Source organism: Gilvimarinus sp. DA14 (assembly GCF_024204685.1).
Lineage (GTDB): Bacteria > Pseudomonadota > Gammaproteobacteria > Pseudomonadales > Cellvibrionaceae > Gilvimarinus.
This window is the reverse complement of record NZ_CP100350.1, coordinates 3,103,089-3,128,511: the sequence shown is the minus strand read 5'-3', so window position 1 is coordinate 3,128,511 and position 25,423 is coordinate 3,103,089. Positions and strand designations below refer to the sequence as shown.

The following is a 25,423-nucleotide window of genomic DNA, read 5'->3' as shown; positions in this document are numbered from 1 at the left end:
GATTCTTCCCGTTAGAATACTGTGCAGAGGACTTCGCCACCCACGCCAGCGGCGCGTGCAGCACGATCAGTCATAACACCTTTACTGGTCGAAACGATGGCAACACCCAGGCCGTTACGAACACTCGGCAGCTCGGTTTTACCAGCGTAGTTACGCAAACCGGGACGACTAACGCGGTCGAGTTCCGCGATTACCGGCTTGCCTTCAAAATATTTCAGCTCGATGGTCAGCTCGGCCTTAGGGCCTTCGCTTACAGAGAAGTCTTTGACATAACCTTCTTCTACCAGAACTTTGGCAACGTTTGCCTTAAGCTTGGAAGAAGGCATGCTCACTTCAGTCTTACCAACTTGCAGCGCATTACGAATGCGGGTCAGCATATCTGCTAACGGATCTTGCATACTCATCTGAATCTGCTCCTATATATGGGCCTGAGCTTACCAGCTCGCCTTAACCAGACCCGGGACGTCACCGCGCATAGCCGCTTCACGCAGCTTGTGACGGCAAAGACCAAACTTACGATAAACACCGTGCGGACGGCCGGTCACGCGGCAGCGGTTGCGACCACGAGAAGGGCTGGCGTCACGAGGCAGTTTCTGCAACTTGGTTTGCGCTTCCCATACTTGCTCTTCAGATGAAGCAGGGCTGGAAATAATCGCTTTCAATTCGGCACGCTTGGCAGCGTACTTCTCAACCAGACGTGCACGTTTTGCTTCGCGTGCGATCATAGATTTTTTAGCCATGTCTCTACCCTTAGCCTTTGAACGGGAAGTTAAACGCTTTCAACAAAGCGCGTCCTTCTTCGTCATTACGTGCCGTTGTGGTGATACAGATATCCAGACCACGCAGTTTGTCTACTTTGTCGTAGTCAATCTCGGGGAAGATGATCTGTTCAGTCACACCCATAGAGAAGTTGCCACGGCCGTCAAATTGCTTTGGGCTGATACCGCGAAAGTCGCGGATACGAGGAATTGAGATCGAGATAAGACGATCCAAAAACTCGTACATACGGTCTTGACGCAGGGTCACTTTACAGCCGATCGGCCAGCCGTCACGGATTTTAAAACCCGCGATAGACTTACGCGCCTTGGTTACGACTACTTTCTGACCGGCGATCTTTTCCAGATCACCCACAGCGTTTTCAAGCACTTTTTTATCGCCCACTGCTTCACCAACACCCATGTTGATGGTGATTTTAGTGATGCGCGGCACTTCCATAACGTTCGCCAAACCCAACTCTTCTTTCAGTTTGGGAGCGATCTCTTTGCTGTATACTTCTTTAAGCCTAGCCATGTTACTTACGCCCCTACGGCTTCGCCATTGGATTTGAAGACGCGAACTTTCTTATCGCCTTCAACCTTGAAGCCAACACGATCAGCTTTTCCGGTTGCGGCGTTGTAGATCGCAACGTTGGAAACATGAATAGCGGCTTCTTTCTCAACAATACCACCAGCAACACCCAACTGAGGGTTTGGCTTCTGGTGCTTTTTGACGAGATTGATACCAGATACGATCACCTTGTCATTGGCCAAAACGCGAACCACTTTGCCACGTTTGCCTTTGTCGCGACCGGCGATAACAATCACTTCGTCATCACGTTTAATCTTACGCATTTGTCTGCCCTCGTCTCTCTAACTCTGTCAAAGTGCTTAAAGCACTTCCGGCGCCAGAGAAATGATTTTCATGAATTTCTCGCCGCGCAACTCACGAGTTACGGGTCCGAAAATACGTGTACCAACCGGAGCATCCTGGTTGTTCAGCAGTACAGCAGCGTTGTCGTCGAACTTGATCAACGAACCGTCCTGACGACGCACACCGCGCTTGGTGCGTACCACTACCGCCTTCATTACCTGGCCTTTTTTCACCTTACCGCGTGGAATGGCTTCCTTTACGGTAACTTTGATGATGTCACCCACGGCTGCGTAACGACGGTGGGAGCCGCCAAGCACCTTGATGCACTGGACACGGCGTGCGCCGCTGTTGTCCGCTACATCTAAGTAGGATTCTGTTTGAATCATCGTCCGTCTCCGAAACTAATCTATGCCGCAAGAAATCCTTAGATTTCAGTTGCGCGCTCTTCAATTTTCACCAAAGCCCATGACTTGCTTTTAGACAGGGGACGTGACTCAGCAATAGTCACGGTATCGCCCATCTTGGACTCGTTGTTTTCGTCATGCGCTTTCAGCTTGGATGACTTACTCACGTACTTGCCGTAAATCGGGTGCTTAACGCGACGCTCGATCAATACTGTGATGGTTTTATCCATCTTGTCGCTGACGACTTTACCAGTCAGTGTACGAGCCAGTTTTTCTGTCTGAGCCATCGTTAATTACCTGCCTTTTGTCTAAGCGCCGTTTTGATGCGAGCAATATCTTTACGAGTTTGCGACAACAAGTGAGTCTGGCTCAGCTGGCCAGTCGACGCTTGCATACGCAGCTTGAACTGCTCTTTCAGCTGGGCAAGCAACTCGTTGTTCAGCTCTTCAACGGACTTTTCCCGGAGTTCTGAAGCTTTCATCACATCACCGAACGTTTAACGAATGTTGTAGTAATTGGCAACTTTGCCGCAGCCAGCGCAAAAGCTTCACGAGCCAGCTCTTCGCTTACGCCGTCCATTTCATACAGGACTTTACCTGGGCAAATTTGTGCCACCCAGTATTCGACATTACCCTTACCTTTACCCTGACGAACTTCCAGAGGCTTTTCGGTAATTGGCTTGTCCGGGAATACTCGGATCCAAATTTTACCGCCACGTTTAATGTGACGAGTCATAGCACGACGGGCCGCTTCGATCTGACGTGCTGTAATACGACCGCGACCAGTCGCTTTCAATCCAAAGTCGCCAAAGCTAACTTTGGAGCCGCGATGGGCCAAACCGCGGTTGCGGCCTTTCTGTTGCTTGCGAAACTTCGTACGCTTCGGTTGCAGCATCTTGCGTACCCCTTACTTAGACTTTGAGCCTTTTTTCTTAGGCGCGGCTTCGGTGGTTTCTACATCACCGATAATCTCGCCTTTGAAAATCCAAACTTTAACGCCAATGATCCCGTAGGTAGTTGACGCCTCGGCAGTGTTGTAGTCGATATCCGCACGCAGAGTATGCAGCGGCACACGACCTTCGCGGTACCATTCAGAGCGGGCGATCTCAGCGCCACCAAGACGGCCACCTACCTGAATCTTGATACCTTCAGCACCCTGGCGCATGGCGTTTTGTACCGCGCGCTTCATGGCGCGACGGAACATAACGCGACGCTCGAGCTGCTGAGCAACACCCTGGGCAACCAGAGCCGCATCCAGATCAGGCTTGCGAATTTCTTCAATGTTAATGTGAACAGGCACGCCCATTTTCTGGCTTACTTCAGCGCGCAGGCGATCAACATCTTCACCTTTTTTACCAATCACAATACCCGGACGGGCAGTGTGAATGGTGATGCGCGCAGTGTTAGCCGGACGCTCAATATCAACGCGACTAACAGAGGCATTTGCCAGTTTGTCTTGGATGTACTGACGCACTTCCAAGTCGTTGTTCAGCTTGTCTGCGTAATCATCGCCGCCAGCATACCAAGTAGAGGTATGGCTTTTGACAATACCCAGACGAATACCTGTCGGATGTACTTTCTGACCCATAACGCCTACTCTCTTACTGATCGGCTACTTTTACGGTGATATGACAAGTGCGCTTCAAAATACGGTCTGCACGACCTTTTGCGCGCGGCATGATACGTTTCATAGTCATGCCTTCGTCTACAAACACGGTAGACACATTCAACTCGTCAATATCAGCACCTTCATTATGCTCAGCGTTTGCAATTGCAGACTCGAGCACTTTCTTCATAATCGCAGCGCCCTTCTTCGGACTAAAAGTCAGAATATCAAGAGCTTCTTCAACGCCTTTACCGCGAATCTGGTCAGCGACCAAACGCGCTTTCTGCGCCGACAGACGAGCACCGCGTAATTTTGCTGCTACTTCCATCGTATTACCTCGTAGGCACTAGCGCTTAGCGCTTTTTAGCTTTCTTGTCTGCAATGTGACCGCGGTAAGTGCGGCTCGCTGCAAACTCGCCCAATTTGTGCCCAACCATCTCTTCGTTGATCAGGACCGGCACGTGTTGACGCCCGTTGTGTACCGCCAGAGTCAAGCCAACCATCTCCGGAAGAATCATGGAGCGGCGAGACCAGGTTTTGATCGGGCGACGATCATTTTTTTCGATCGCTGCTTCGACCTTCTTAATCAGGTGAAGATCGATAAAAGGACCTTTCTTCAGTGAACGTGGCACTGTTGCTTCCTCTTTAGGTTGTCAGGTCGTCAATTAACGCTTGTCGCGACGACGAACTATCATCTTGTCAGTACGCTTGTTCTTGCGCGTTTTGTAACCCTTGGTTGGAGTACCCCAAGGTGAAATTGGATGACGGCCACCAGAGGTACGACCTTCACCACCACCATGCGGGTGATCAACCGGGTTCATCGCAACACCGCGAACAGTCGGGCGCACACCGCGCCAGCGTGTGGCACCTGCTTTACCCAAAGAACGCAGGCTGTGCTCGCTGTTGGATACTTCGCCCAAAGTGGCGCGGCATTCCGACAGCACTCGACGGGTCTCACCGCTGCGCAGACGCAGAGTGGCGTATACACCGTCACGAGCTACCAACTGAGCCGAAGTACCGGCAGAGCGAGCAATTTGCGCACCCTTACCAGGCTTAAGCTCAACACAGTGAACCACGCTACCTACGGGAATGTTGCGCAGAGGCAGAGCATTACCGGGCTTGATAGCCGCAGCATCACCAGATTCAATTTTGTCACCCGCCTTCAGACCCTTAGGCGCAATCACATAGCGACGCTCACCGTCGGCATAGCACACCAGTGCGATGTAGGCCGTGCGGTTCGGATCATATTCAATACGCTCTACGGTCGCTGCGATGCCGTCTTTGTTGCGACGGAAATCGATCAGGCGATAGTGCTGCTTGTGACCACCACCAATGTGACGAGTGGTGATTCGACCAGCGTTGTTACGACCGCCAGAGCGAGACTGCTTTTCCAACAGGGGCGCGTAAGGCGCACCTTTGTGCAAGTCCGGATTAACGACGCTTACTACAAAGCGGCGACCGGGCGAGGTTGGTTTACGTTTTACAATAGCCATTGCAACAATCCCCTTACTCAGCTACCGCAAAGTCGATGTCTTGACCTTGCTCAAGGCGCACGTAAGCTTTTTTCCAGTCACTGCGCTTGCCGAGACCGTAGCGTGTACGCTTGGTTTTGCCTTTAACGTTCAGAATGCGGACCTGCTCAACTTTAGTATCGAACAGCGCCTGAACAGCGGCTTTAACTTCCAGCTTGGTAGCATCAGCGGCAACTTTAAATACCACTTGATTACCAGTTTCGCCTGCGGCAGCCGCCTTTTCGGAAACCACCGGGCCTAACAAGACTTTATAGATGCGCTCTTGATTCATCCCAGGATCTCCTCGAATTTCTTCATCGCAGCAACAGTCACTACCACTTTGTCGAAGCGAATCAAGCTAACAGGGTCGATACCTGCTACGTCGCGAACATCAACCTTGTGCAGGTTGCGAGAAGCCAGGTACAAACCTTCGCTTACTTCTTCTGTCACGATCAGCGCTTCAGACAAGCCATACTGAGCCAGCTTTTGCACCAGAGCTTTGGTTTTAGGAGCTTCAACATCAAACTCTTCAACAACCACTAAACGCTCTTGGCGATTCAACTCAGACAGAATGCAACGCAGTGCTGCGCGATACATTTTCTTGTTGAGCTTTTGCTCGAAGTTGCGTGGCTTGGCTGCGAAAGTAGTACCACCAGAGCGCCAGATTGGGCTGCGGATAGTACCGGCACGCGCGCGGCCAGTGCCTTTTTGACGCCAGGGCTTCTTACCGCCACCAGCTACTTCAGAGCGAGTTTTCTGGGCCTTGGTACCCTGACGCGCACCTGCCATGTAGGCAACTACCGCCTGGTGAACCAGGTCCTGATTAAATTCTTTGCCGAAGGCAACCTCAGACACTTTCAAAGTACCGTTGGAGCCGCCGGGAGTAACTATATTCAATTCCATGGTCGATTCCCCTAGGACAATTAAGCGTTGTTGCTCGCTTTAACCGCTGGACGTACGATTACGTCGCTTCCGGGAGCTCCCGGAATGGCACCTTTAACCAACAGCAGATTGCGTTCGGCATCAACACGAACCACTTCTAAGTTCTGAACGGTTACACGCTCAGCACCCATATGGCCCGACATTTTCTTGCCCTTAAAGACGCGGCCCGGAGTTTGGCACTGGCCAATAGAACCCGGAGCACGGTGAGAAAGTGAGTTACCGTGGGTAGCGTCTTGCATGTGGAAGTTCCAGCGTTTAACTGTACCTGCAAAACCTTTACCCTTGGAGGTGCCGGTTACGTCAACGACTTGACCTGCCTCAAATGTGGCAACAGTCAACTCGGACCCAGCTTCGAAATTTTCTTCAGAATTGTTACGCAACTCCCACACGCCACGACCAGCCTCGTTATTAGACTTGGCGAAGTGACCTGCAGCAGATTTGCTAACACGGGAGGCACGACGAGACCCTACGGTAACCTGCACAGCATTGTAACCGTCGGTTTCTACATTCTTAACCTGAGTGATGCGATTGGGCTCTACCTCAATCACAGACACGGGAATGGAAACACCATCATCGGTAAATATACGAGTCATACCGCTTTTGCGGCCGACAATACCAATCGTCATTTTACTAACCTCTTAGTGTACGGGGCTCTTACCCGCTATGGCCGCCCATTTCAGAGCGTTACACAAGGCTGAATAAATTGTTTTACTCAGCCAGACATTTACAAGTTTTTAGCCGAGACTAATCTGAACCTCAACGCCTGCAGCCAAATCCAGCTTCATCAGGGCATCTACGGTTTTTTCAGTAGGCTCAACGATATCGAGCAAACGCTTGTGTGTACGAATCTCGTACTGATCACGCGCGTCTTTATTAACGTGCGGAGAGATCAATACAGTGAAGCGCTCCTTACGGGTCGGCAACGGAATGGGGCCGCGCACTTGGGCGCCTGTGCGTTTAGCGGTCTCAACGATCTCCTGGGTAGAAGAATCGATAAGCTTATGATCAAAAGCCTTCAGGCGAATCCGAATGCGTTGATTCTGCATGTGAACCAAACTCCAATAATAACTTTAAAGAACAATCCATCTCGGCAAGACCACCGGGGCCCGTGCAAAATGGAGGCGCAATATTAATGACCGACCCGGCCGGTGTCAACCAAAAACCAGGAAAAATTGTAAATATTTTAACCAGAGGGAAAACCGCGCCCAGATCAGGTCGTTTCCGCCGTAAAAACGCGAGCGGGCGCGCATTGTAGCGACTTGGTGCGCAGATACAAGTACTACCGGTAAATTATTTAGCCTTATATATAAAGAAGCACGAACCTACAAAAAAGGGTGCGTACAGCACCCCCTCAGGCAAGCGATACACGGCAATTAATCCAATGAGCGCAATACCGTCTCAACCATCTTTTTCGCATCACCGAACAGCATCATGGTGTTGTCGTTAAAAAAGAGTTCATTTTGAACCCCAGCATAACCTGTAGCCATGCCGCGCTTCACGAACAGAACGGTCTTAGCCTTTTCCACATCGAGGATCGGCATGCCATAAATGGGGCTGGCCGGGTCCGTCTTGGCCGCCGGGTTGGTGACATCGTTAGCACCAATCACGAACGCCACATCCGCCTGCTGAAACTCACTGTTAATATCTTCAAGCTCAAAAACCTCGTCGTAGGGCACATTCGCCTCAGCCAAGAGCACATTCATATGCCCAGGCATACGCCCCGCCACCGGGTGAATCGCGTAACTTACCTTCACCCCAGCCTTTTTTAACTCATCTGCCATCTCACGCAACGCGTGTTGCGCCTGAGCCACAGCCATGCCATAGCCAGGCACAATAATCACCGAACCGGCGTTTTTCATAATAAAGGCGGCATCTTCTGCACTACCCTGCTTAACCGGGCGTTCATCGGCCCCACCCGAAGCAGCCACCGCAGTCGAGTCGCCGCCAAATCCGCCCAAAATCACGTTAAAGAAAGAACGGTTCATCCCCTTACACATAATATAAGAAAGGATAGCGCCGGATGAGCCGACCAGCGCACCGGTGATAATCAGAGCATTGTTGTGCAAGGTAAAACCGATACCGGCCGCAGCCCAGCCCGAGTAGGAGTTCAACATACTTACCACCACCGGCATATCGGCACCACCGATGGGGATAATGATAAGAAACCCGAGCACAAAGGCGAGCCCCACCAGCGACCAGAACACCCAGCCAGACTGATCGAGGCAGAAATATGCCACCAACCCCAAGGCCGTCACTCCCAGCAACGCATTGAGCAGGTGCTGCCCAGAGAAAACAACCGGTCGCCCCGACACCAAACCCTGCAGCTTGGCAAAGGCAATCACAGAGCCGGAGAAGGTAATGGCGCCAATCATAGCCCCCAAACTCATTTCAATACGGCTGGCGATATAAATGCTACCTTCGGCATCCAGCAACCCAAAAGAGGCGGGATTCAAATAGGCCGCCCCCGCCACCAGCACAGCGGCCATCCCCACCAGAGAATGGAAAGCCGCCACCAACTGCGGCATAGCCGTCATGGCGATCCGGGAGGCAATCAATAAGCCCGCCGCACCACCGATCAATACAGCGCCAACAATCCAGGTATAGGAGGCAATCTCTGGACTGAGAATGGTGGTGCCCACGGCAATGGCCATACCCAGCATGCCCATTATATTGCCAGTGCGTGAAGTCTCGGGCGACGACAACCCCCGCAAAGCGAGAACAAACAGAACAGCCGCCACCAGGTAAGCCAGCGAGGTGATACTTTGCATATCCATATCAGACTCCCCCTACTTCTTCTTTTTATACATGGCCAGCATCCGCTGGGTGACAGCAAAACCACCAAAGATGTTCACCGAAGCCAGTGCCACCGCTATGCAGCCGAGAATCTTGGCCTGACTCACCCCTTCTGGCCCAGCCGCAATTAGCGCGCCCACTACAATCACACTGGAAATAGCATTGGTCACCGCCATCAAGGGTGTATGCAGCGCCGGGGTCACGCTCCACACCACGTAGTATCCGACAAATACCGCCAACACAAAGATGGACAACTGAGAGATAAAATCGCCGTGCATAACCACCTCCTATTTATTATCAGCAAATGCCGGGTGAACTACCTGACCGTTTCGGGTCAGAGTGGTAGCCGCAAGAATCTGATCCTCGAAATCCAGCTGCAATGATGCACCCGCCTCGGCATCAACCAGCGGCGTCAAATAATTAAGAAGGTTTTTGGCGTAGAGCGCGCTGGCGTCCGCAGCAATTCGGCCTGGCACATTAAAGTGCCCAACTACTTTCACACCACCAACGTCCACCACCTCGCCAGGGCGCGATGCGGTGCAGTTGCCGCCCTGCTCGACAGCCAGATCAATAATGATTGAGCCTGTCCCCATACTGGCCACCATGGCGTCAGTCACCAATACCGGCGCTTTACGCCCCGGTATTAGCGCCGTGCAAATCACAATATCCTGGGACTTGATCGTCTCGGCAACCAGCGCGGCCTGCTGACGCTTAAAATCGTCGCTCATTTCTTTGGCATAGCCACCGGCGGTTTCGGCCTCTTTGACCTCGTCGGACTCCACCATCACAAAACGTCCACCCAGGCTTTCGACTTGCTCCTTTGCCGCCGGGCGCACATCCGTGGCCGAGACAATAGCACCCAGGCGTTTGGCGGTGGCAATGGCCTGTAAGCCAGCCACACCAGCCCCCAACACCATCACCTTGGCGGGCGCCACGGTACCGGCAGCGGTCATCATCATAGGCATGGCGCGGTCGTACTCGTAAGCGGCATCGAGCACCGCACGATAACCGGCAAGATTACTCTGGGAGCTAAGCACATCCATGCTCTGGGCGCGGGTAATACGGGGCACAAACTCAAGCGCCATAGCGGTGATGCCCGCCTCAGCATAGGCAGGCACTGAATCGGTAGCGGCATAGGGAGAAAGCACCGCAAGCAACAGCGCATCGCGAGGAATTAGCGCCAACTCATCCAGCTCACCCTCACCCGCCAACAAGGGCCGCTGCACCTTAAGCACAATGCCGGCACCCGAGTACAGGTGAGCGACATCCGGTTCGATATGGGCGCCAGCGGCGCGGTATAGATCATCGGGAAACTGACTGGCAAGCCCCGCTGCCGCCTCAACCGCCACCTCGAAACCCATGGCGACATACTTTTTAACGGTATCCGGGGTAGCGGCAACTCTGCGCTCGTGAGCGCGGCGCTCCTTCGGCACGACTATCTTCATAGACCAAGCCTCGCTTTTGTTATTGTTTTGAATGTAGGTGGCACCCCGCCAATACTCAAGGGCAAGCCCGGCACCCACACAAAGCGAGTGCCGATACAAAATCAGTCAGATAAACAACTAGAGCGCGGGCCGGTGAAAGGCCTTAAACGACTGCGCCAATTTTCCAGGGATTAAACTCGGCCTCACCATAGCCAAGCTCTTCGCTCTTGGTTGGCTCTCCCGAGGCGATGCGCAACAGAACGTCGAAAATCTTCTCCCCCAACGACTCAAGGGTTTCGTCACCATCAACCACTGACCCGCAGTTAATGTCGATATCTTCTTTCATATGCTGGTAAATGGTGCTGTTGCTTGAAAGCTTAATACTGGGCACCGGCTTGTAACCAAATGCTGACCCGCGGCCAGTGGTAAATGCCACTACGTTCGCCCCCGAGGCCACCTGCCCCGTCACCGACACAGGGTCAAAACCGGGGCTATCCATAAACACTAAGCCCTTTTCAGTAACCGGCTCAGCGTACTGATACACCGCGGTCATAGTGGTAGAGCCGCTTTTGGCCTGAGCCCCGAGCGACTTTTCCAAAATAGTCGTAAGACCGCCGGCCTTGTTACCCGGAGACGGGTTGTTATTCAACTCAAAGCCGTGCACACGGGTGTAGTCCTCCCACCAGCGAATACGCTCTAACAGCTGCTCCGCCACCTCGGGGGTGGCCGAGCGCTGGGTCAGCAAGTGCTCGGCGCCGAAAATTTCCGGGGTTTCAGAGTAGATCACGGTGCCGCCATGGCGAATCAGGATATCACCAGCCACACCGAGCGCCGGATTAGCAGTAACGCCAGAAAGGGCATCGGAACCACCGCACTGCACCGCCAGCACCAGCTCAGAAGCCGGGCAGGGCTCGCGCTGAATGTCATTTACCAGCGGCAGCATTTTGCGTACCTCAGCCACACCCTGCTCAACCGCCGCGCGGGTGCCGCCAACCCCCTGAATATTGTAGGCCTTAAAACGGTCCGACTCCTGCAGACCTGCCTGCTCCAGCACGCCATCGACCTGCATGGTTTCACAACCCAGACCAACCAGCAGCACTGCGCCAAAATTAGGGTGCGCCGCATAACCTTCGAAGGTACGCTGCAGCAACTCATAACCCTCACCTTCGGCACGCATGCCGCAGCCGGACTCGTGAGTTAACGCAATCACACCATCCACATTAGGGTAGTCATCCAGCGCACCGATAAAACTAAAGTTGGCCGCAATCTGCTTGGCTACGGTAGCCGAGCAATTTACCGTGGTTAAAATACCTATATAGTTGCGCGTACCCACTTTACCGCTATCGCGGCGATAACCCATAAAGGTCGCGCGCTCACTTTCCGGAACATAATCTGTGGGCACCGCATGACGGCAAAAGCCGTAATCTTTGGCAAAGTCCCCCATAATGCAATTATGGGTATGCACATGCTGGCCAGGGGAGATATCGGCAGCAGCGTAACCAATAAACTGCCCATACTTAATGATTGCCTCGCCCTGCGCGACAGCCTTTACCGCCACTTTGTGCATTTGACCGATGGGCTCAACTACCTCAAAGTCTCGCCCAGCGATACTCAGTTGCTCCCCGGCCGCAATATCCTCAACAGCAATGGCGACATTGTCCTGTTGATGCAAATGAATCAGCTTGCTCACGACCACCTCTAAACTATTCCGAACATGACACAGGCGGCTAGCGCCACCTTTCTCAACTTATGACCGACAATCTATCAGCTAATTGGTCAGACCGCAATAGCATTTTGGTATGACTAAAAAAGACCAATATTGGCTTGAGCAAAAAATCTACTCTTGGTAAAATCGGCCGGTCAAACTCCCCAAACACGGCGCAGAAAAACACATGAACGTATCACTTGATGCAGGCAAACTTTCCGGCGGCCGGCTCTACCAGCGGGTAGCCGAGCAATTGGCCTCCGTCATCGCCGAGGGCGAATACCCTCCCGGCTCGCGCCTGCCGGCCGAACGCAAGCTCGCCGAGCGCTTTGAAGTCAGCCGCCCCACCATTCGCGAAGCCATTATCGCGCTTGAACTGGCAGGCTTTGTTGAAGTGCGCGGTGGCTCCGGGGTATACATCTGCGACGGCGAAAGCGATCGCCTGGCCAGCACCAATCTGGACGTAGGCCCCTTTGATATTCTCGAAGCCCGCATCCTGTTCGAAGGCGAGGCTGCAGGCCTGGCCGCGCAAAAGATTACCGACGAAGAGATGGCTGAGGTGCGCCAGGCACTGGATGACATGGTCACCGAAAACGAAGGCGAGCCGATCTGCGAAAAGGCCGACGAAAATTTCCATATGCTGATCGCCCGCGCCACCAAAAACGACGCCATAGTTTCTGTGTGCAGTCATTTATGGGCGCTGCGCAACAGCTCTCCGGTATCAGCGCGCATTCTGGAAAAGGTGCGCCAGGCGGGCTCCAAGCCTCGCATTGAAGAGCACCACGCCATCCTGGAAGCGCTGGAAGCCCGCGATGCCAAAGCCGCCCGCGCCGCCATGCGCGAGCACTTGACCCGCGTAATTCAACAGCTACTGGATGCCACCGAAGCCGAAGCCGTCGAAGAGGCGCGTCGCGCCATTATGCACAACCGCCAGCGCTTTAACCTGATCAACCCCTGATCCGCCCCCTTGCCTGACAAAAAACCGGTTTTTGGTAATACCAAAAACCGGTTTTTTACGTTAATCTAGCCTCATCATCAATAACAATCATCATAAGAGGCCTTTTATGCCCCAGATTTCACGACGAAATACCCTAAAGGGTTTAGCGGCACTTCCACTGGCAGGTTGCGCTACCGGCGGCCCAGACAAGCCGAGCACCACACAAACCGCCCCCTGGCACCTGGCCGATCAGATAGTGGAGAAAACTACCATTCCCACCTTTGCCGACCGCAACTTTGCCATTACCGATTACGGCGCTAAAGGCGATGACAAAACCGATTGCACCCAGGCCTTCGCCCAAGCTATCGAGGCCTGTAACGCCGCCGGAGGCGGCCGGGTCTTGGTGCCGGCCGGCACCTTTTTAACCGGCCCAATCCATCTCAAATCCAACGTCAACCTGCACCTGGAAAAAGACGCGGTTATCGCCTTCTATACAGACCCGAAACGGTTCTTACCGGAAGTATTCACCCGCTGGGAAGGGGTGGAATTTATGGGGTACTCGCCTCTTATCTACGCCTACGGACAAGAAAACATTGCGGTAACTGGCCGCGGCGTGCTGGACGGGCGTGCCAACCCCACCACCTGGTGGCCATGGAAAGGCAATAAAGAATGGGGCGTTGAAGGCTATCCCAGCCAGAAAGAAGGGCGCGACAAATTGTTCGCCGAAGCCGAAGCAGGTGTGCCCCCCGAGGACCGCCACTACAGCGAGGGCTACTACTTCCGCCCGCCCTTCGTCCAACCCTATCGCTGCCAAAACGTATTAATTGAAGGCATAAAGATCATTAACGCCCCCTTCTGGCTACTTAACCCAGTGCTGAGTGAAAACGTCACCGTGCAGGGCGTGACCCTGGAAAGCCTGGGCCCCAACTCGGACGGCTGCGACCCGGAGAGCTGTAAAAATGTCGTCATTGAGAACTGCTATTTCGACACAGGGGACGACTGCATTGCGATTAAATCTGGCCGCAACAACGACGGGCGCCGGGTAAACACCCCCACCGAAAATGTGGTTATCCGCAACTGCCAGATGCGCGCCGGACACGGCGGCGTGGTTATTGGCAGCGAAATTTCCGGCGGCGTGCGCTATGTCTTTGCCGAAAACAACACCATGAGCAGCCCCGACTTGGAGCGCGGTTTTCGCATTAAAACCAACTCCGTACGCGGTGGCCTGCTCGAACACCTTTACATGCGCAACTGCACCATAGGCACCGTAAAAGACGCCATTGTCATCAACTTCCATTATGAGGAAGGCGACGCAGGCAAATTCGACCCCACCGTGCGCCATGTAGAAGTGCGCAACCTGATATGCGACGAAGCTCAGCAGGTCTTTAAAGTGCGCGGCTTCGATCGCGCGCCCATCACCGACCTGCGCTTTTACAACTGCGAGTTTAAACAAGCAGACGAGCCCGGGATTATCGAGAATGTAGAAGGCCTGGTAACCCACCAAGTCAGCATTAACGGCAAACCCTTTCGCAGCTGATAGTCAGCCAGACCAAATGCGGTCCGACCAATTTAGGACCGCATTTGCCACTCCCATGACCGTCCGAACGCTACCCGCTTAATCCATCAGCGACATTGGCTTTCATTGCTGAAACCAAAACCATAATTGCGCGCATTTTGTACGATAATACATTTGTAAAGTGGCAATAAAAATTGAAATTGGTAATGCAGGAGTGGTTGTGTGGTTTACCAATTTATGCCATTATCGATTTGCTAATTCATAATAATTGGTCAATGCAATAATTTTTTAGCTCACAACCAACCATCGGAATGGGGATACAATAATGAAAACTCCTAGCGTAAAACCACTGGTTGCAGCCATCGCTTTTGCGAGTGTTGCAACTTCGTCCTATGCCCAGGACAGCAGTGAACAAGAAATGGGAATGCTTGAGGAGGTCGTAGTAACAGGCTTCCGCGGCAGTATTGCAAGCTCACTTAACACCAAGCGCGATGCGGCAGGCTCTGTTGACGCCATTTACGCCGAAGACATCGCCGACTTTCCAGATCAAAACCTTGCCGAATCTTTGCAGCGTATTCCGGGTGTTGCCATTACCCGTGATGCCGGTGAAGGTCGTCAGGTAAGTGTGCGCGGCCTTGGCGCGCAATTTACCCGGGTACAGATCAACGGAATGGAGGCCATGTCCACCACCGGCGGTACTGACTCATCAGGTGGTGCCAACCGCTCTCGCTCATTTGACTTCAACACCTTCGCCTCCGAGCTGTTTACCGAGCTGGCGGTATTGAAAACGGCCTCAGCCGATGTCGATGAAGGTTCCCTGGGTGCGACCATCCAGCTGAAAACCGCTCGCCCTCTGGATGCCGACGACAACTTTAACGCCGCTATTAATGCTCAACTGGGCTATAACGACCTGTCTGAAGAATCCGATCCGCGCTTGTCCGCAGTAATCAGCGGCAAGAATGACGCGGAAACCTTCGGCTGGTTAGCGTCTATTTCTTACAGCGACCGCAACGCTCTGGAAGAAGGCTTCAGCACCGTGCGCTGGCAGCAGTCTAGCGACTGGGTATCCTGCGGTACTTGTGCTAACGGCGACACCAGCGAAGTCAGTGATTACTTTCACCCGCGTATTCCTCGCTATGGCAAGCTGACTCACGAGCAGGAGCGTATTGGTTTTACCGGTACCCTTCAGTGGCGCCCCACCGATCGCACCGAAATTGTTGTTGATTACTTGCAATCAACCTTCGATGCCAGTCGCGACGAGGAATTCCTGGAAGCGCTGATTCGTTCTGAAGCAGACACCACCAACCTGCTGAGCTACCAGGTAAACGACAGCGGCACCATGGTGGCGGGTTCTCTGGACAACGCCAACATCCGCATTGAAAACCGTCACGACGAGCTGGAAACTGACTTTTCTCAATGGACCGCCGAGCTGACTCACGACTTCACCGACAGCTTCCGCATTCACGCCTTGGTGGGCACCTCGGAGTCAACCTTTGACAATCCGATTCAAACCACCGTCATTTTCGATGACAAAGCCTCTGCCGGAATCGAAGGTGCGACTCCCGCGCAATACACCTGGGATTTCACCAGTAACAATGAGCTGCCCGAAGTATCTTTTGGCAACTTCGATGTGCAGAACCCGGACAACTTTGTTTACACCAATATTCGTCAGCGTCCTAACTACACCGATAACAGCTTTGACAACTTCAAGTTTGACGGTGAATGGGACATCAACAACGCGCTGACTTTAAAAGCCGGTGTTAGCTACAAAAGCTATGAGTTTGATGTCGGCGAAAAACGCTACGATACCAGCCTGAGCGGCATTGACGGTATTGGCGGCCCTATTGCTATCGATGGCCTCTACTACATCACCAGCATGGGCAACGGCCTGGGCGCACCGAGCGGTACAACCCTGAGCTGGATCAGCCCAGATGTAGGTGCAGCCTCAGACGCCGTAGGTCTGGACAGTCTGCCGGTTTCCAACGATCGTCTGCAAGACAACCGCAGCGTGAGCGAAGATGACACTGGCTACTTTGTACAGCTGGACTGGAACACTGAACTCGCCGGCATGGGCTTCCGTGGTAACGCGGGCGTGCGCTACGTAGAAACCGAGCAATCATCTTCTGGCTTCCAGGATGCCGGCGACGAGCCAGTACTGGTAACGGTTGATCGCACCTACGATGATACTCTACCAGCCATCAACACTGTGCTGGAAGTGACCGACAACATGTTCGTGCGTGCCTCATGGGCCAAAGTTATGACTCGTCCATCACTGAGCGATGTAACTCCGGGCGGTAGCGTCGATGGCTTTAACAACACTGTGAGCTACGGCAACCCCTTCCTCGATCCTTTCCGCGCCGATGCCATTGACCTGTCGTGGGAATGGTACTTTATGGACGATGCGCTGCTGTCTGTGGCCTACTTCCAAAAAGACATCGAGTCGTTCATCACCAGCCGTACCGACGAGGGCGTGCCATGGGCTGACCTGGGTCTGCCAGACGACCTGCTGAATGGAACTCCGGCCAACCCGAGCGAAAGCTTCGATGTTAACCGTCGTGTGAACGGCGGTGGCGGCGATCTGGATGGCTTCGAAATCCAGTATCAGCAGCCATTCACTGAAAACATTGGTGTGATTCTGAACTACACCAAAGTAGATTCTGAAGTGAACTACGCCGCTGACGGTGAAGAGCCAGATTACAACCAGCTGACCGGCATGTCACCCAAGTCTTATAACGGTACCCTGTACTTTGAAAACGACACCTTCGGTGCTCGTATTTCCTACACCTTCCGTGACGATTACCTGACCCGCTACCCAGGCCGTAATGGTAATGACTTGGAGTACACCGCCAGCACAGCCAACGTTGATCTGTCACTGAACTACAATGTGACCGAAAGCCTGAAGCTGACTCTGGAAGGTATCAACCTGACCGACGAGTTTAACCACCAGGTGGTGGATAGCTCTGATCGTGTTAGCGTTTACCACCACACTGGCACCCAGTACTATTTAGGTGCTCAGTACAAGTTCTAAGTATTTCTTAGAGCAACAATGGGCACCGCAACGCGGTGCCCATTTGTTATCAGGAAGCCTTTGCTTACGGAGCGTGCTCCTTAACCAAAGTTTTCTTGCAGCCAAAAACGTCCGCCGCTTCAATCGCACTATAAGCCGATTGAAACTCTGACCGTCACTGCCGGAAAAGCTGTTTCTTACCCGCGGGCACTCTTGCCTGCGTACAAAGGTGAAGCGACCTTACACTTTAAACTGCATTAATAAAAACAGGTAACCACTATGCCCAAACATGCATCTCTTGCTGCGCTTGTTGCGCTGAGTTCGCTGGCGTTAACCGCCTGTCAGGAATCCGAAACCAATACTGCGCCAGCCCCTGCTGCCAAAGCTGAAAGCAGCAAAGCGAGTGTTGCGAAACAGGCACAGAGCATCGCCAGTATCGTACTTAGCAACCCTTCCGAATTTGCCCGCAGCGATGAGCCCTATTTCATTAGCTACAACGAGCTGGGCGTCAGCGGTAGCAGCGCCGCCACCCTGGGCTTTGTAGTCGATGGCGAGGCCATTCCCAGCCAGGCGATTGATCGCGATGGCGATGGCAACGACGACAGCCTGTTTACCCTAATCGATATCGAGGCCAGCGCCAGTATTACCCTGCAGGTGCAAGAAGGCGCCGCTAAAGAGGCCAACACCCAGCGTGCCCAGGCCGAAATCTCGCGGAAAACCGGCGGCGAATGGCGAGAGGACCCGGAGAAGCCCGGCAAGCAAATTTATGTGGGCGGTGAGTTCGAAAACGTTAACGCCCTGACCCCGCCCGAGCAGCACGACGATCACTCGTATTTTATTCGCTATGAAGGTCCGGGCATTGAGTCGGACTTAGTGGGTTATCGAATTTACTTAGACCGCCGCAACGGTTTTGATATTTTTGGCAAGAAAACCCACGACATGGTGCTGCAAAACGTCGGACAAGACGGTTTTGACTCTTACCATGAGCCCGCCGATTGGGGTATGGACATCCTTAAAGTAGGCAGCTCGCTGGGGGCCGGCGGCTATGGTTATTGGGACGGCGAACAAGTCGTTCGCGTCAACGACGTTACGGGTTGGGACGCCAAGATTCTCGACAACGGCAACTTTTATTCATCTTTCAGCATTGATTATAAAAACTGGAAGGTGGCCGACACCGAAACCGACTTAAACGCCAAGCTGTCTATGCACGGCGGTAGCCGACTGGTACACACCCGCTTAGAGTTGACTCAGCCGCTGAATAATTTTGCCATTGGTCTGGTTAAGCACCCGGGCACCGAACTGATTGAGGGTGACGTCAATATTACCGGCAAGGCCTACACCTATGTCGCCAGCTGGGGCAAACAAACCCTGAATGACGATCACTTAGGCATGGCATTGCTGTTCCGCAAATCAGAACGCGAAGCGCAAACCGAAGACGAACACAATTATGTCTCGGTGATGAAATCTGCCGCCGAAGATATGGACTACTATTTTCTGGCTGCCTGGGAAGGTGAAATCGATGGAGTTGCAACCAAAGCCGAGTTTGTTGATTACCTGGAGCGCGAGGCGGAGAAGCTGACGTTACCGCTGCGTGAACAGGTCACTACCGCCCACAGTGAAGCCGAAAAATCTTACCCAGTAACGGGCGAACAAGCACTGGAGTGGAGTAAGCGGCTAGCCGACTCAGAGCTAGAACGCAAAGCGCTCAGTTATCACTACGACGGCTGGGACGTTAACCGCGAGCGTGATCCTAAGTTTGAATATGACATAGTCGGCCTACTGCCAATGGCCTACGACGAACTCAATAAAGAAGCGCCTGCCGAAAAGTATGCGCAAGTTATGCCCAAAGTGACCGGCAGTTTTATCAACGACAAAGGCGAAATTGGGCGTTACAAATTATCCAATTACAACATTGACTCGATCGCCCCTGGCCGTAACTTGCTACGTCTGTTTGAAGATACCGGCAAAGAAAAATACAAAATTGCCGCCACCACTTTGCGCGAGCAGTTAGAGTCGCATCCGAAAACCAGCGAAGGCGCTTTCTGGCACAAGCAAAAGTACACCAGCCAAGTGTGGTTGGACGGCGTTTATATGGGCATGCCCTTTCTCGCTCATTACTCGCAGCTGTTTGAAGACGGCGCCAGCATCCACGAGGTGGTTAAAGAATTCGAGCTGACCCACAAATACCTACGCGACGCCGAAACCGGCCTGTACTACCACGCCTGGGATGAAGAAAAACAACAGGATTGGGCCGATAAAGAAACCGGACTGTCTGGTTACTTCTGGGGTCGAGGTATGGGCTGGCTGGCCATGGCGGTAGTAGATGTGCTTGATTATATTCCCGCCGAAGACACCGAGTCTCGCCAAGTGCTGCTGAACATGATCACCGAAATGGCGGCCGATCTGAAAAAGTATCAAGATCCGCAAACCGGTACCTGGTGGCAAATTATGAACATGCCCGAAGCCACCGGTAACTATCGTGAATCCAGCGCCAGCTCCATGTTCACCTATTTTTACGCCAAAGCGATTCGCAATGGCTATATCGGTGATGAATATAAAGATACCGCACGAAAAGCTTACGACGGCTTAATCCGCGAGTTTATTACCGTAAACGCCGATGACACCATCAGCCTTACCAATATTTGTTATGTAGCGGGCCTCGGATTCGGCCGCGACGGCAGTTATGATTACTATATGAGCGAGCCGGTGTACGAGAATGATCCGAAAGGGACCGGGCCGTTTATTCTCGCCGGCATTGAAATGCACCGCATGCTGAGCCAATAGAGGGAAAACCCCGAAGGCTCGCAAACCGTGATTAGGAGATACCATGAAAATCATTGAAGAGCGTTTTGCTGTTCATAAAGACGACTACAAGCACTATGACACCGACAAGCTGCGCAAGCATTTTCTGATTGAGAAAATTTTTGCCGCCGACGAAGTGCTGTTTACCTACACCCACTATGAAAGAATTATGGTGGGTGGAGTCATGCCGGTAAATGCCACCGTGCCACTTGAGCCCGTCTATCAGCAAAAAGCCGATCACTTTCTCGAGCGCCGCGAGCTGGGTGCCATTAACGTGGGCGGCAAGGGTGCGATCACGGTCGATGGTGAGCGCTTTGAGCTAAACACCAAAGAGGCACTGTACATCGGCCGCGGCGCTAAAGAAGTGATTTTTTCCAGCGACAACCCGGACCAACCCGCCAAGTTCTATATGAACTCGGCGCCGGCGCACCACGCCTATCCGCACAAAAAAGTCGGCATGTCTGATGCCAAGGTACTGGAGCTGGGCTCTAGCGAAACGTGTAACGAGCGCCGCATTAACCAGCTGTTGATCAACGGGGTCGTCGACACCTGCCAACTGCAGATGGGCATGACCGAATTGCAGCCCGGTAGCATCTGGAACACCATGCCGGTACACACCCACAGCCGCCGTATGGAAGCCTACTTCTACTTCAACATTCCCGAAGAGCAGGCCGTGTGTCACTTTATGGGCCCCGCCGAGGAGACTCGTCATATCTGGGTGGGTAACGAGCAGGCTATTGTCTCGCCACCCTGGTCCATGCACTCGGGCGTGGGCACCGCCAACTACACCTTTATTTGGGGTATGGCCGGTGAAAACCTCGACTACACCGACATGGACTTTCACAAGCCTCATACTCTGAAGTAATACGACGTTTAAGGATCCAATATGTCTACCGAATTATTTAACCTTGCAGGCAAAGTAGCGCTGGTTACCGGCGCCACTCACGGCCTGGGCATGGCTATGGCCATGGGCCTCGGCAAAGCCGGCGCCACCGTGGTAATTAACGGCCACTCTTCGCAGGAGAAAGTGGACGCCGCACTCAAAGAGTACCGCGACGCCGGCATTACCGCTCACGGCTATCTGTTTAACGTGACCGACGAGAACCAGGTCGCCGACGCAGTCGCCAAAATCGAAAGCGAAGTCGGCCCCATTGATATCCTGGTGAACAACGCCGGCATTATCCGTCGCACCCCCATGTTGGAAATGGAGCTGGCCGAGTGGGAGAACGTGATTAAAACCGACCTTACCGGCGTGTTTGTGATGACCAAACCCGTAGTCGCCAGCATGATCAAACGCGGCGGCGGTAAGGTCATTAACATCTGTTCAATGATGAGCGAGCTGGGCCGCAGCTCGGTCGGCGCCTACGCCGCCGCGAAGGGTGGCCTTAAAATGCTGACCCGCAATATGGCCACCGAATGGGCGAAACACAATGTTCAGGTGAACGGCATTGGCCCCGGCTATTTTGCCACCAGCCAAACCGCGCCCATCCGCGTGGAAGGCAACCCCATGAATGAGTTTATTATCAGCCGCACCCCGGCCGGGCGCTGGGGCGACCCGGAGGACCTGCAGGGCGCCACGGTGTTTTTATCGTCCAGGGCATCGGACTTTGTCACGGGGCAGATAGTCTATGTCGATGGTGGCATACTGGCCACCATCGGCCGCCCAGCTAACGAAAGTTAGCTTTTAAAAAAAACCCTGCCCAGCAGGGTTTTTTTTCGTCTGTAAAAAACCATAACTATCGGCAAGTTAAGATGAACTTAAATAAAATAAAAACCACAGCCATTTTTTTATTGGTCTCGGTAACTTTTAGCGCTTGGGCCGAGAACACAAGTCAGATTACCCACATCTACATCGCATCGGACTCTACCGCAGCGGATCACACACTAAATGATGACTATTGGGAAAATAGACACCCGGTTACCGGCTGGGCGCAAAAACTTGAGCCGCTGGTAAACGGTGAAAATCTAAAAGCATTAGCACCGTTAATCGATGCCGAAAAGGTCCAGGTTATCAACCGCGCTCGCGGTGGCCGAAGCACTCGCACGTTTTTTGAAGAGGGCCGCTGGCGTCGAGTTTATCGCGACTTGAACCCAGGCGACCTTGTGTTGATTCAATTCGGTCACAACGACGCGGCAGTGGAAAAAACCGAGCGCTACGTCACCCCAGAGGGCTACCGCGAATATCTGCGCCTGTTTATTGCCCAAACCCGCGAGCGTGGCGCCTACCCTATTTTGATGACACCAGTCGCCCGCAACTACCCCTGGGAAGATGGAAAACTGATAAATAACCACGGGGAATATACCATCGCGGTAAAAGAGATCGCCCTGGAAACCGGCACACCCTGGATAGATCTTCTAGCGCGCTCCAAAGCCTTTTTTACCGATAAAGGTAAAGACTACACCAGTGCAAACTATTTTATGAACCTCCCGGCCGGAGAATTTCCCGCCTACCCGGACGGTCAAGACGACAACACTCATTTCCAACCCGAGGGCGCGGAAGAGGTCGCCAAGCTGGTTTATCGGGGCCTGGTCGACATAGCCCAAACCCATTAAGGCCTAAGGAGGCAATGCAATGAAAAAAACCATAATCGCCTGTCTAGGCACACTGGCATGTATTGCGCTCGGTGCGTGTACACCCTCAAGCACAGAAACCCAACCGCAATCGCCACAAGCTGAACTGACCCTGCGTTACGATCGGGCGGCGGAAAACTGGAACCAGGCGCTGCCGATTGGCGACGGTCGCCTGGGAGCAATGATTTACGGCGGCGTAAGCCAAGACGAGTACCAAATAAACGAAGACACCATTTGGGCCGGCGGACCCAATAATAATGTCAGCGGCGACTATGCCGAGCAAGTTAAAGAGATAAACCGGCTACTGCTCAACAACCAAAATCAGCAGGCCCAGGCGCTGGCCAACCAGGCGATTAAATCTAAAAATAATGGCATGCCCTATCAGACCATCGGCAGCATCAAAATCGACTGGCCTGGGCAGCAACAATTTACTGACTATCAGCGCCAGCTGGATATCGATAACGCCGTCCATACGCTGAGTTACCACAGCCAAAACACGAAATTTACTCGCGAGAGTATTGCCGCTTTAGACGAACGCGTGCTGGTACACCATTACAGCGCCAAGGGCCCTGAAAAACTCAACTTTGATCTGTCGTTTAGCAGTGAGCAGCCTCACACAGTCAGCATCAAAGATGCCACGCTGGTGATATCCGGTCGAGGCCAAGACCACGAGGGTGTGGAGGGGAAAATACGTTTTACCACCTTGGTAAAGCCGGTGATTACCGACGGTGAAATCATTACCCACGACCAGGGGCTGAGTATTACCGGAGCAAGTGAAGCAACCCTTTATATAAGCACTGGCACCAACTTTAATCACTACGATGACGTCAGCGGCGATGACAGGCGACGCGCGCAAGAGGACTTAAGCTGCGCATTAGGAAAAAGTTTTTCCGAGTTGAAATCCGAGCATGTCGCCCGATATCAGCAACTGTTTCATCGCGTCAGCTTAGACCTGGGGGACGCGGTAGCATCGCACCTGCCAACCGATAAGCGCATTGCCCAATTTGCGCAATTACAAGACCCCGCCATGGCCGAACTCTACTTTCAGTACGGCCGCTACCTACTCATCAGCAGCTCCCAGCCGGGCACCCAGCCGGCTAATTTGCAAGGCATTTGGAACCGTCACACTAAGCCGCCGTGGGACAGCAAGTACACGGTCAACATCAATACCGAGATGAATTACTGGCCGGCCGAGTTAACCAATTTATCAGAACTGCATCAACCGCTGTTTGATATGCTGGAAGATTTGTCGCAAACCGGCCGGCGCTCGGCAAAAGAAATCTACAACGCCGACGGTTGGATGATGCACCACAACACCGATTTGTGGCGCATCACCGGCGAAGTTGACGGCCCCTTCTGGGGCCAATGGATCGGCGGCGGTGCCTGGCTGGCACAACATATTGGCTACCGCTATCACTTTACCGGCGACACGCAATTCCTTGCGCGCTACTACCCGGTCCTCAAAGGTGCTGCCCAGTTTTACGCCAGTATTTTGCAACGCGACCCCGATACCGGCTGGCTCGTAGCACTGCCTTCAAATTCGCCCGAAAACAGTTACATTAAAACCCAGCCAGGCGACACCGAAGAAGCACGTTTTTCTATTGCCGCCGGCACTACCATCGACAACCAACTGATTTTTGATTTGTTCAACTTAGTGATCGAAGCCAGCCACGCACTCGAACAAGACCAAAGCTTTGCACAAGAGCTGGCGCAACTGCGCGATCAATTACCGCCCATGCAAATAGGCCAGCACGGCCAGCTGCAGGAGTGGCTGGACGACTGGGACAGCCCGAGCGATAAACACCGTCATGTGTCGCACTTGTATGGCCTGCACCCCAGTAATCAGATCAGTGCCTACCGCACCCCCAAACTGTTTTTAGCCGCACGTCAGTCAATGAACCAACGCGGCGATGAATCCACCGGCTGGTCGATGGGCTGGAAAATTAATTTATGGGCTCGCCTGCGCGACGGTGACCGGGCCTACAAACTGCTGCAGGATCAAATTTCGCTGGTCACCTCTGATAGTCTTTCCGAGTCTGGCGGCACCTACCCTAACCTTTTGGACGCCCACCCGCCTTTCCAAATTGATGGCAACTTTGGCGTAACCGCAGGCATTGCCGAAATGCTGGTGCAAAGCCACGATGGCGTTATCGATCTATTACCCGCGCTGCCCTCAGCCTGGCCCAATGGGGAAGTAAAAGGCTTGGTTACTCGGGGGGGATTTATCGTCGATCTAAAGTGGCAAAACTATCAGCCCGTGCAAGTGAATATTCAATCGCCTCTGGGCGGGCACAGCGCCTTGCGCAGCCCGGTTAAACTCAGCGGAACGACGACTCTAACCCCGGCTGACGACCAAGTGCAGGCCGATAACGCTCTAATGTCGGTACCGCGCATAAAGCCCGCCGTAGATCATGCAGGTATCGACACCTCGGCATTGGAGCTCAGCCCCAGTTACACCTATACCTTTAACACTGAAGTCGGAGCGCAATACCAATTCCATGCAAACCCGTAACAACACGTACGCACAACGGTTAGGGATCTTATTGATTGGCCTGAGTTTATTAGGCGGTTGCGTCA

General features: G+C 53.2%; 28 protein-coding genes. 8 read left to right on the top strand and 20 right to left on the bottom strand.

The genetic code is table 11. The features are described from left to right. Positions 1-11: 11 nt before the first annotated feature. The 20 genes from rpsH to NHM04_RS13530 form a co-directional block, all read right to left on the bottom strand. The gene (gene rpsH, locus NHM04_RS13625; protein WP_254264314.1) at positions 12-404 is read right to left on the bottom strand and encodes a 30S ribosomal protein S8; all 393 of its coding nucleotides are present in this window, start codon (positions 402-404) and stop codon (positions 12-14) included. A gap of 30 nt (positions 405-434) precedes the next feature. Further along, positions 435-740, bottom strand: a complete 306-nt coding sequence (rpsN, locus tag NHM04_RS13620) for a 30S ribosomal protein S14 (protein ID WP_020210097.1) — start codon at positions 738-740, stop codon at positions 435-437. 10 nt (positions 741-750) lie between these two features. After that, positions 751-1,290 (bottom strand): 50S ribosomal protein L5, encoded by a 540-nt coding sequence (gene rplE / locus NHM04_RS13615; RefSeq protein ID WP_254264313.1) that lies wholly within the window; start codon positions 1,288-1,290, stop codon positions 751-753. Positions 1,291-1,295: 5 nt separating this feature from the next. Then, a complete protein-coding gene (rplX, locus tag NHM04_RS13610; protein ID WP_254264312.1) occupies positions 1,296-1,610 on the bottom strand; it encodes a 50S ribosomal protein L24 in 315 nt (104 codons plus the stop codon). 36 nt (positions 1,611-1,646) lie between these two features. Continuing rightward, positions 1,647-2,015 carry a 50S ribosomal protein L14 gene (rplN, locus tag NHM04_RS13605; RefSeq protein ID WP_020210100.1) on the bottom strand — a complete coding sequence of 123 codons (369 nt, stop codon included), beginning with the start codon at positions 2,013-2,015 and terminating at the stop codon, positions 1,647-1,649. A 38-nt stretch (positions 2,016-2,053) separates the two neighbouring features. Continuing rightward, positions 2,054-2,320 (bottom strand): 30S ribosomal protein S17, encoded by a 267-nt coding sequence (gene rpsQ / locus NHM04_RS13600; protein WP_020210101.1) that lies wholly within the window; start codon positions 2,318-2,320, stop codon positions 2,054-2,056. Between the two features lie 2 nt (positions 2,321-2,322). Next, entirely contained in the window at positions 2,323-2,514 is a 192-nt protein-coding gene (gene rpmC / locus NHM04_RS13595) for a 50S ribosomal protein L29 (protein ID WP_020210102.1), read from the bottom strand. Further along, the gene (rplP, locus tag NHM04_RS13590) at positions 2,514-2,927 is read right to left on the bottom strand and encodes a 50S ribosomal protein L16 (protein WP_020210103.1); all 414 of its coding nucleotides are present in this window, start codon (positions 2,925-2,927) and stop codon (positions 2,514-2,516) included. Before rplP ends, rpmC begins: the two co-directional genes overlap by 1 nt. Before the next feature lie 12 nt (positions 2,928-2,939). Beyond that, entirely contained in the window at positions 2,940-3,620 is a 681-nt protein-coding gene (gene rpsC, locus NHM04_RS13585; RefSeq protein WP_254264311.1) for a 30S ribosomal protein S3, read from the bottom strand. 13 nt (positions 3,621-3,633) lie between these two features. After that, positions 3,634-3,966, bottom strand: coding sequence for a 50S ribosomal protein L22 (gene rplV / locus NHM04_RS13580; RefSeq protein WP_254264310.1), 333 nt, complete (start codon positions 3,964-3,966; stop codon positions 3,634-3,636). Positions 3,967-3,991: 25 nt separating this feature from the next. Then, positions 3,992-4,270: a 30S ribosomal protein S19 gene (gene rpsS, locus NHM04_RS13575; protein ID WP_253969128.1), complete on the bottom strand. Its 279-nt coding sequence runs from the start codon at positions 4,268-4,270 to the stop codon at positions 3,992-3,994. Positions 4,271-4,303: 33 nt separating this feature from the next. Further along, complete coding sequence (rplB, locus tag NHM04_RS13570; RefSeq protein ID WP_254264309.1) at positions 4,304-5,131, bottom strand: 50S ribosomal protein L2; 828 nt, start codon at positions 5,129-5,131, stop codon at positions 4,304-4,306. Positions 5,132-5,144: 13 nt separating this feature from the next. After that, complete coding sequence (gene rplW / locus NHM04_RS13565) at positions 5,145-5,441, bottom strand: 50S ribosomal protein L23 (protein ID WP_020210108.1); 297 nt, start codon at positions 5,439-5,441, stop codon at positions 5,145-5,147. Next, entirely contained in the window at positions 5,438-6,052 is a 615-nt protein-coding gene (rplD, locus tag NHM04_RS13560) for a 50S ribosomal protein L4 (RefSeq protein ID WP_020210109.1), read from the bottom strand. Before rplD ends, rplW begins: the two co-directional genes overlap by 4 nt. Positions 6,053-6,072: 20 nt before the next feature. Continuing rightward, positions 6,073-6,717 carry a 50S ribosomal protein L3 gene (gene rplC / locus NHM04_RS13555; RefSeq protein ID WP_254264308.1) on the bottom strand — a complete coding sequence of 215 codons (645 nt, stop codon included), beginning with the start codon at positions 6,715-6,717 and terminating at the stop codon, positions 6,073-6,075. A 108-nt stretch (positions 6,718-6,825) separates the two neighbouring features. After that, positions 6,826-7,137 (bottom strand): 30S ribosomal protein S10, encoded by a 312-nt coding sequence (gene rpsJ / locus NHM04_RS13550; RefSeq protein WP_020210111.1) that lies wholly within the window; start codon positions 7,135-7,137, stop codon positions 6,826-6,828. Between the two features lie 327 nt (positions 7,138-7,464). Next, positions 7,465-8,865 (bottom strand): NAD(P)(+) transhydrogenase (Re/Si-specific) subunit beta, encoded by a 1,401-nt coding sequence (locus NHM04_RS13545; RefSeq protein WP_254264307.1) that lies wholly within the window; start codon positions 8,863-8,865, stop codon positions 7,465-7,467. A 12-nt stretch (positions 8,866-8,877) separates the two neighbouring features. Continuing rightward, complete coding sequence (locus tag NHM04_RS13540) at positions 8,878-9,162, bottom strand: NAD(P) transhydrogenase subunit alpha (RefSeq protein ID WP_254264306.1); 285 nt, start codon at positions 9,160-9,162, stop codon at positions 8,878-8,880. Positions 9,163-9,171: 9 nt separating this feature from the next. Continuing rightward, positions 9,172-10,329 carry a Re/Si-specific NAD(P)(+) transhydrogenase subunit alpha gene (locus NHM04_RS13535; RefSeq protein WP_254264305.1) on the bottom strand — a complete coding sequence of 386 codons (1,158 nt, stop codon included), beginning with the start codon at positions 10,327-10,329 and terminating at the stop codon, positions 9,172-9,174. Between the two features lie 142 nt (positions 10,330-10,471). Next, the gene (locus NHM04_RS13530; RefSeq protein WP_254264304.1) at positions 10,472-11,998 is read right to left on the bottom strand and encodes a UxaA family hydrolase; all 1,527 of its coding nucleotides are present in this window, start codon (positions 11,996-11,998) and stop codon (positions 10,472-10,474) included. A gap of 202 nt (positions 11,999-12,200) precedes the next feature. Between NHM04_RS13530 and NHM04_RS13525 the strand changes: the two genes are divergently transcribed. From NHM04_RS13525 to NHM04_RS13490, 8 genes are all read left to right on the top strand, one after another. Then, a complete protein-coding gene (locus tag NHM04_RS13525; RefSeq protein WP_254264303.1) occupies positions 12,201-12,971 on the top strand; it encodes a FadR/GntR family transcriptional regulator in 771 nt (256 codons plus the stop codon). A gap of 106 nt (positions 12,972-13,077) precedes the next feature. After that, entirely contained in the window at positions 13,078-14,487 is a 1,410-nt protein-coding gene (locus tag NHM04_RS13520; protein ID WP_254264302.1) for a glycoside hydrolase family 28 protein, read from the top strand. A 304-nt stretch (positions 14,488-14,791) separates the two neighbouring features. Continuing rightward, on the top strand, positions 14,792-17,494 hold the full coding sequence (locus tag NHM04_RS13515) for a TonB-dependent receptor (RefSeq protein WP_254264301.1): 2,703 nt from the start codon (positions 14,792-14,794) through the stop codon (positions 17,492-17,494). A 258-nt stretch (positions 17,495-17,752) separates the two neighbouring features. After that, entirely contained in the window at positions 17,753-20,257 is a 2,505-nt protein-coding gene (locus tag NHM04_RS13510) for a glycoside hydrolase family 88 protein (protein WP_254264300.1), read from the top strand. Positions 20,258-20,300: 43 nt separating this feature from the next. Beyond that, entirely contained in the window at positions 20,301-21,140 is an 840-nt protein-coding gene (gene kduI / locus NHM04_RS13505) for a 5-dehydro-4-deoxy-D-glucuronate isomerase (RefSeq protein ID WP_254264299.1), read from the top strand. 21 nt (positions 21,141-21,161) lie between these two features. Beyond that, positions 21,162-21,956 (top strand): gluconate 5-dehydrogenase, encoded by a 795-nt coding sequence (locus NHM04_RS13500; protein ID WP_254264298.1) that lies wholly within the window; start codon positions 21,162-21,164, stop codon positions 21,954-21,956. Between the two features lie 71 nt (positions 21,957-22,027). Then, entirely contained in the window at positions 22,028-22,828 is an 801-nt protein-coding gene (locus NHM04_RS13495) for a rhamnogalacturonan acetylesterase (RefSeq protein WP_254264297.1), read from the top strand. 19 nt (positions 22,829-22,847) lie between these two features. Continuing rightward, entirely contained in the window at positions 22,848-25,358 is a 2,511-nt protein-coding gene (locus NHM04_RS13490) for a glycoside hydrolase N-terminal domain-containing protein (RefSeq protein ID WP_254264296.1), read from the top strand. Positions 25,359-25,423 lie beyond the last annotated feature (65 nt).

Excerpts from the sequence above, each read along its gene's own strand:
- rpsH (WP_254264314.1), bottom strand. The coding sequence starts at position 404 with ATGAGTATGCAAGATCCGTTAGCAGATATGCTGACCCGCATTCGTAAT.
- rpsN (WP_020210097.1), bottom strand. The coding sequence starts at position 740 with ATGGCTAAAAAATCTATGATCGCACGCGAAGCAAAACGTGCACGTCTG.
- rplE (WP_254264313.1), bottom strand. The coding sequence starts at position 1,290 with ATGGCTAGGCTTAAAGAAGTATACAGCAAAGAGATCGCTCCCAAACTG.
- rplX (WP_254264312.1), bottom strand. The coding sequence starts at position 1,610 with ATGCGTAAGATTAAACGTGATGACGAAGTGATTGTTATCGCCGGTCGC.
- rplN (WP_020210100.1), bottom strand. The coding sequence starts at position 2,015 with ATGATTCAAACAGAATCCTACTTAGATGTAGCGGACAACAGCGGCGCA.
- rpsQ (WP_020210101.1), bottom strand. The coding sequence starts at position 2,320 with ATGGCTCAGACAGAAAAACTGGCTCGTACACTGACTGGTAAAGTCGTC.
- rpmC (WP_020210102.1), bottom strand. The coding sequence starts at position 2,514 with ATGAAAGCTTCAGAACTCCGGGAAAAGTCCGTTGAAGAGCTGAACAAC.
- rplP (WP_020210103.1), bottom strand. The coding sequence starts at position 2,927 with ATGCTGCAACCGAAGCGTACGAAGTTTCGCAAGCAACAGAAAGGCCGC.
- rpsC (WP_254264311.1), bottom strand. The coding sequence starts at position 3,620 with ATGGGTCAGAAAGTACATCCGACAGGTATTCGTCTGGGTATTGTCAAA.
- rplV (WP_254264310.1), bottom strand. The coding sequence starts at position 3,966 with ATGGAAGTAGCAGCAAAATTACGCGGTGCTCGTCTGTCGGCGCAGAAA.
- rplB (WP_254264309.1), bottom strand. The coding sequence starts at position 5,131 with ATGGCTATTGTAAAACGTAAACCAACCTCGCCCGGTCGCCGCTTTGTA.
- rplW (WP_020210108.1), bottom strand. The coding sequence starts at position 5,441 with ATGAATCAAGAGCGCATCTATAAAGTCTTGTTAGGCCCGGTGGTTTCC.
- rplD (WP_020210109.1), bottom strand. The coding sequence starts at position 6,052 with ATGGAATTGAATATAGTTACTCCCGGCGGCTCCAACGGTACTTTGAAA.
- rplC (WP_254264308.1), bottom strand. The coding sequence starts at position 6,717 with ATGACGATTGGTATTGTCGGCCGCAAAAGCGGTATGACTCGTATATTT.
- rpsJ (WP_020210111.1), bottom strand. The coding sequence starts at position 7,137 with ATGCAGAATCAACGCATTCGGATTCGCCTGAAGGCTTTTGATCATAAG.
- NHM04_RS13545 (WP_254264307.1), bottom strand. The coding sequence starts at position 8,865 with ATGGATATGCAAAGTATCACCTCGCTGGCTTACCTGGTGGCGGCTGTT.
- NHM04_RS13540 (WP_254264306.1), bottom strand. The coding sequence starts at position 9,162 with ATGCACGGCGATTTTATCTCTCAGTTGTCCATCTTTGTGTTGGCGGTA.
- NHM04_RS13535 (WP_254264305.1), bottom strand. The coding sequence starts at position 10,329 with ATGAAGATAGTCGTGCCGAAGGAGCGCCGCGCTCACGAGCGCAGAGTT.
- NHM04_RS13525 (WP_254264303.1), top strand. The coding sequence starts at position 12,201 with ATGAACGTATCACTTGATGCAGGCAAACTTTCCGGCGGCCGGCTCTAC.
- NHM04_RS13520 (WP_254264302.1), top strand. The coding sequence starts at position 13,078 with ATGCCCCAGATTTCACGACGAAATACCCTAAAGGGTTTAGCGGCACTT.
- NHM04_RS13515 (WP_254264301.1), top strand. The coding sequence starts at position 14,792 with ATGAAAACTCCTAGCGTAAAACCACTGGTTGCAGCCATCGCTTTTGCG.
- NHM04_RS13510 (WP_254264300.1), top strand. The coding sequence starts at position 17,753 with ATGCCCAAACATGCATCTCTTGCTGCGCTTGTTGCGCTGAGTTCGCTG.
- kduI (WP_254264299.1), top strand. The coding sequence starts at position 20,301 with ATGAAAATCATTGAAGAGCGTTTTGCTGTTCATAAAGACGACTACAAG.
- NHM04_RS13500 (WP_254264298.1), top strand. The coding sequence starts at position 21,162 with ATGTCTACCGAATTATTTAACCTTGCAGGCAAAGTAGCGCTGGTTACC.
- NHM04_RS13495 (WP_254264297.1), top strand. The coding sequence starts at position 22,028 with ATGAACTTAAATAAAATAAAAACCACAGCCATTTTTTTATTGGTCTCG.
- NHM04_RS13490 (WP_254264296.1), top strand. The coding sequence starts at position 22,848 with ATGAAAAAAACCATAATCGCCTGTCTAGGCACACTGGCATGTATTGCG.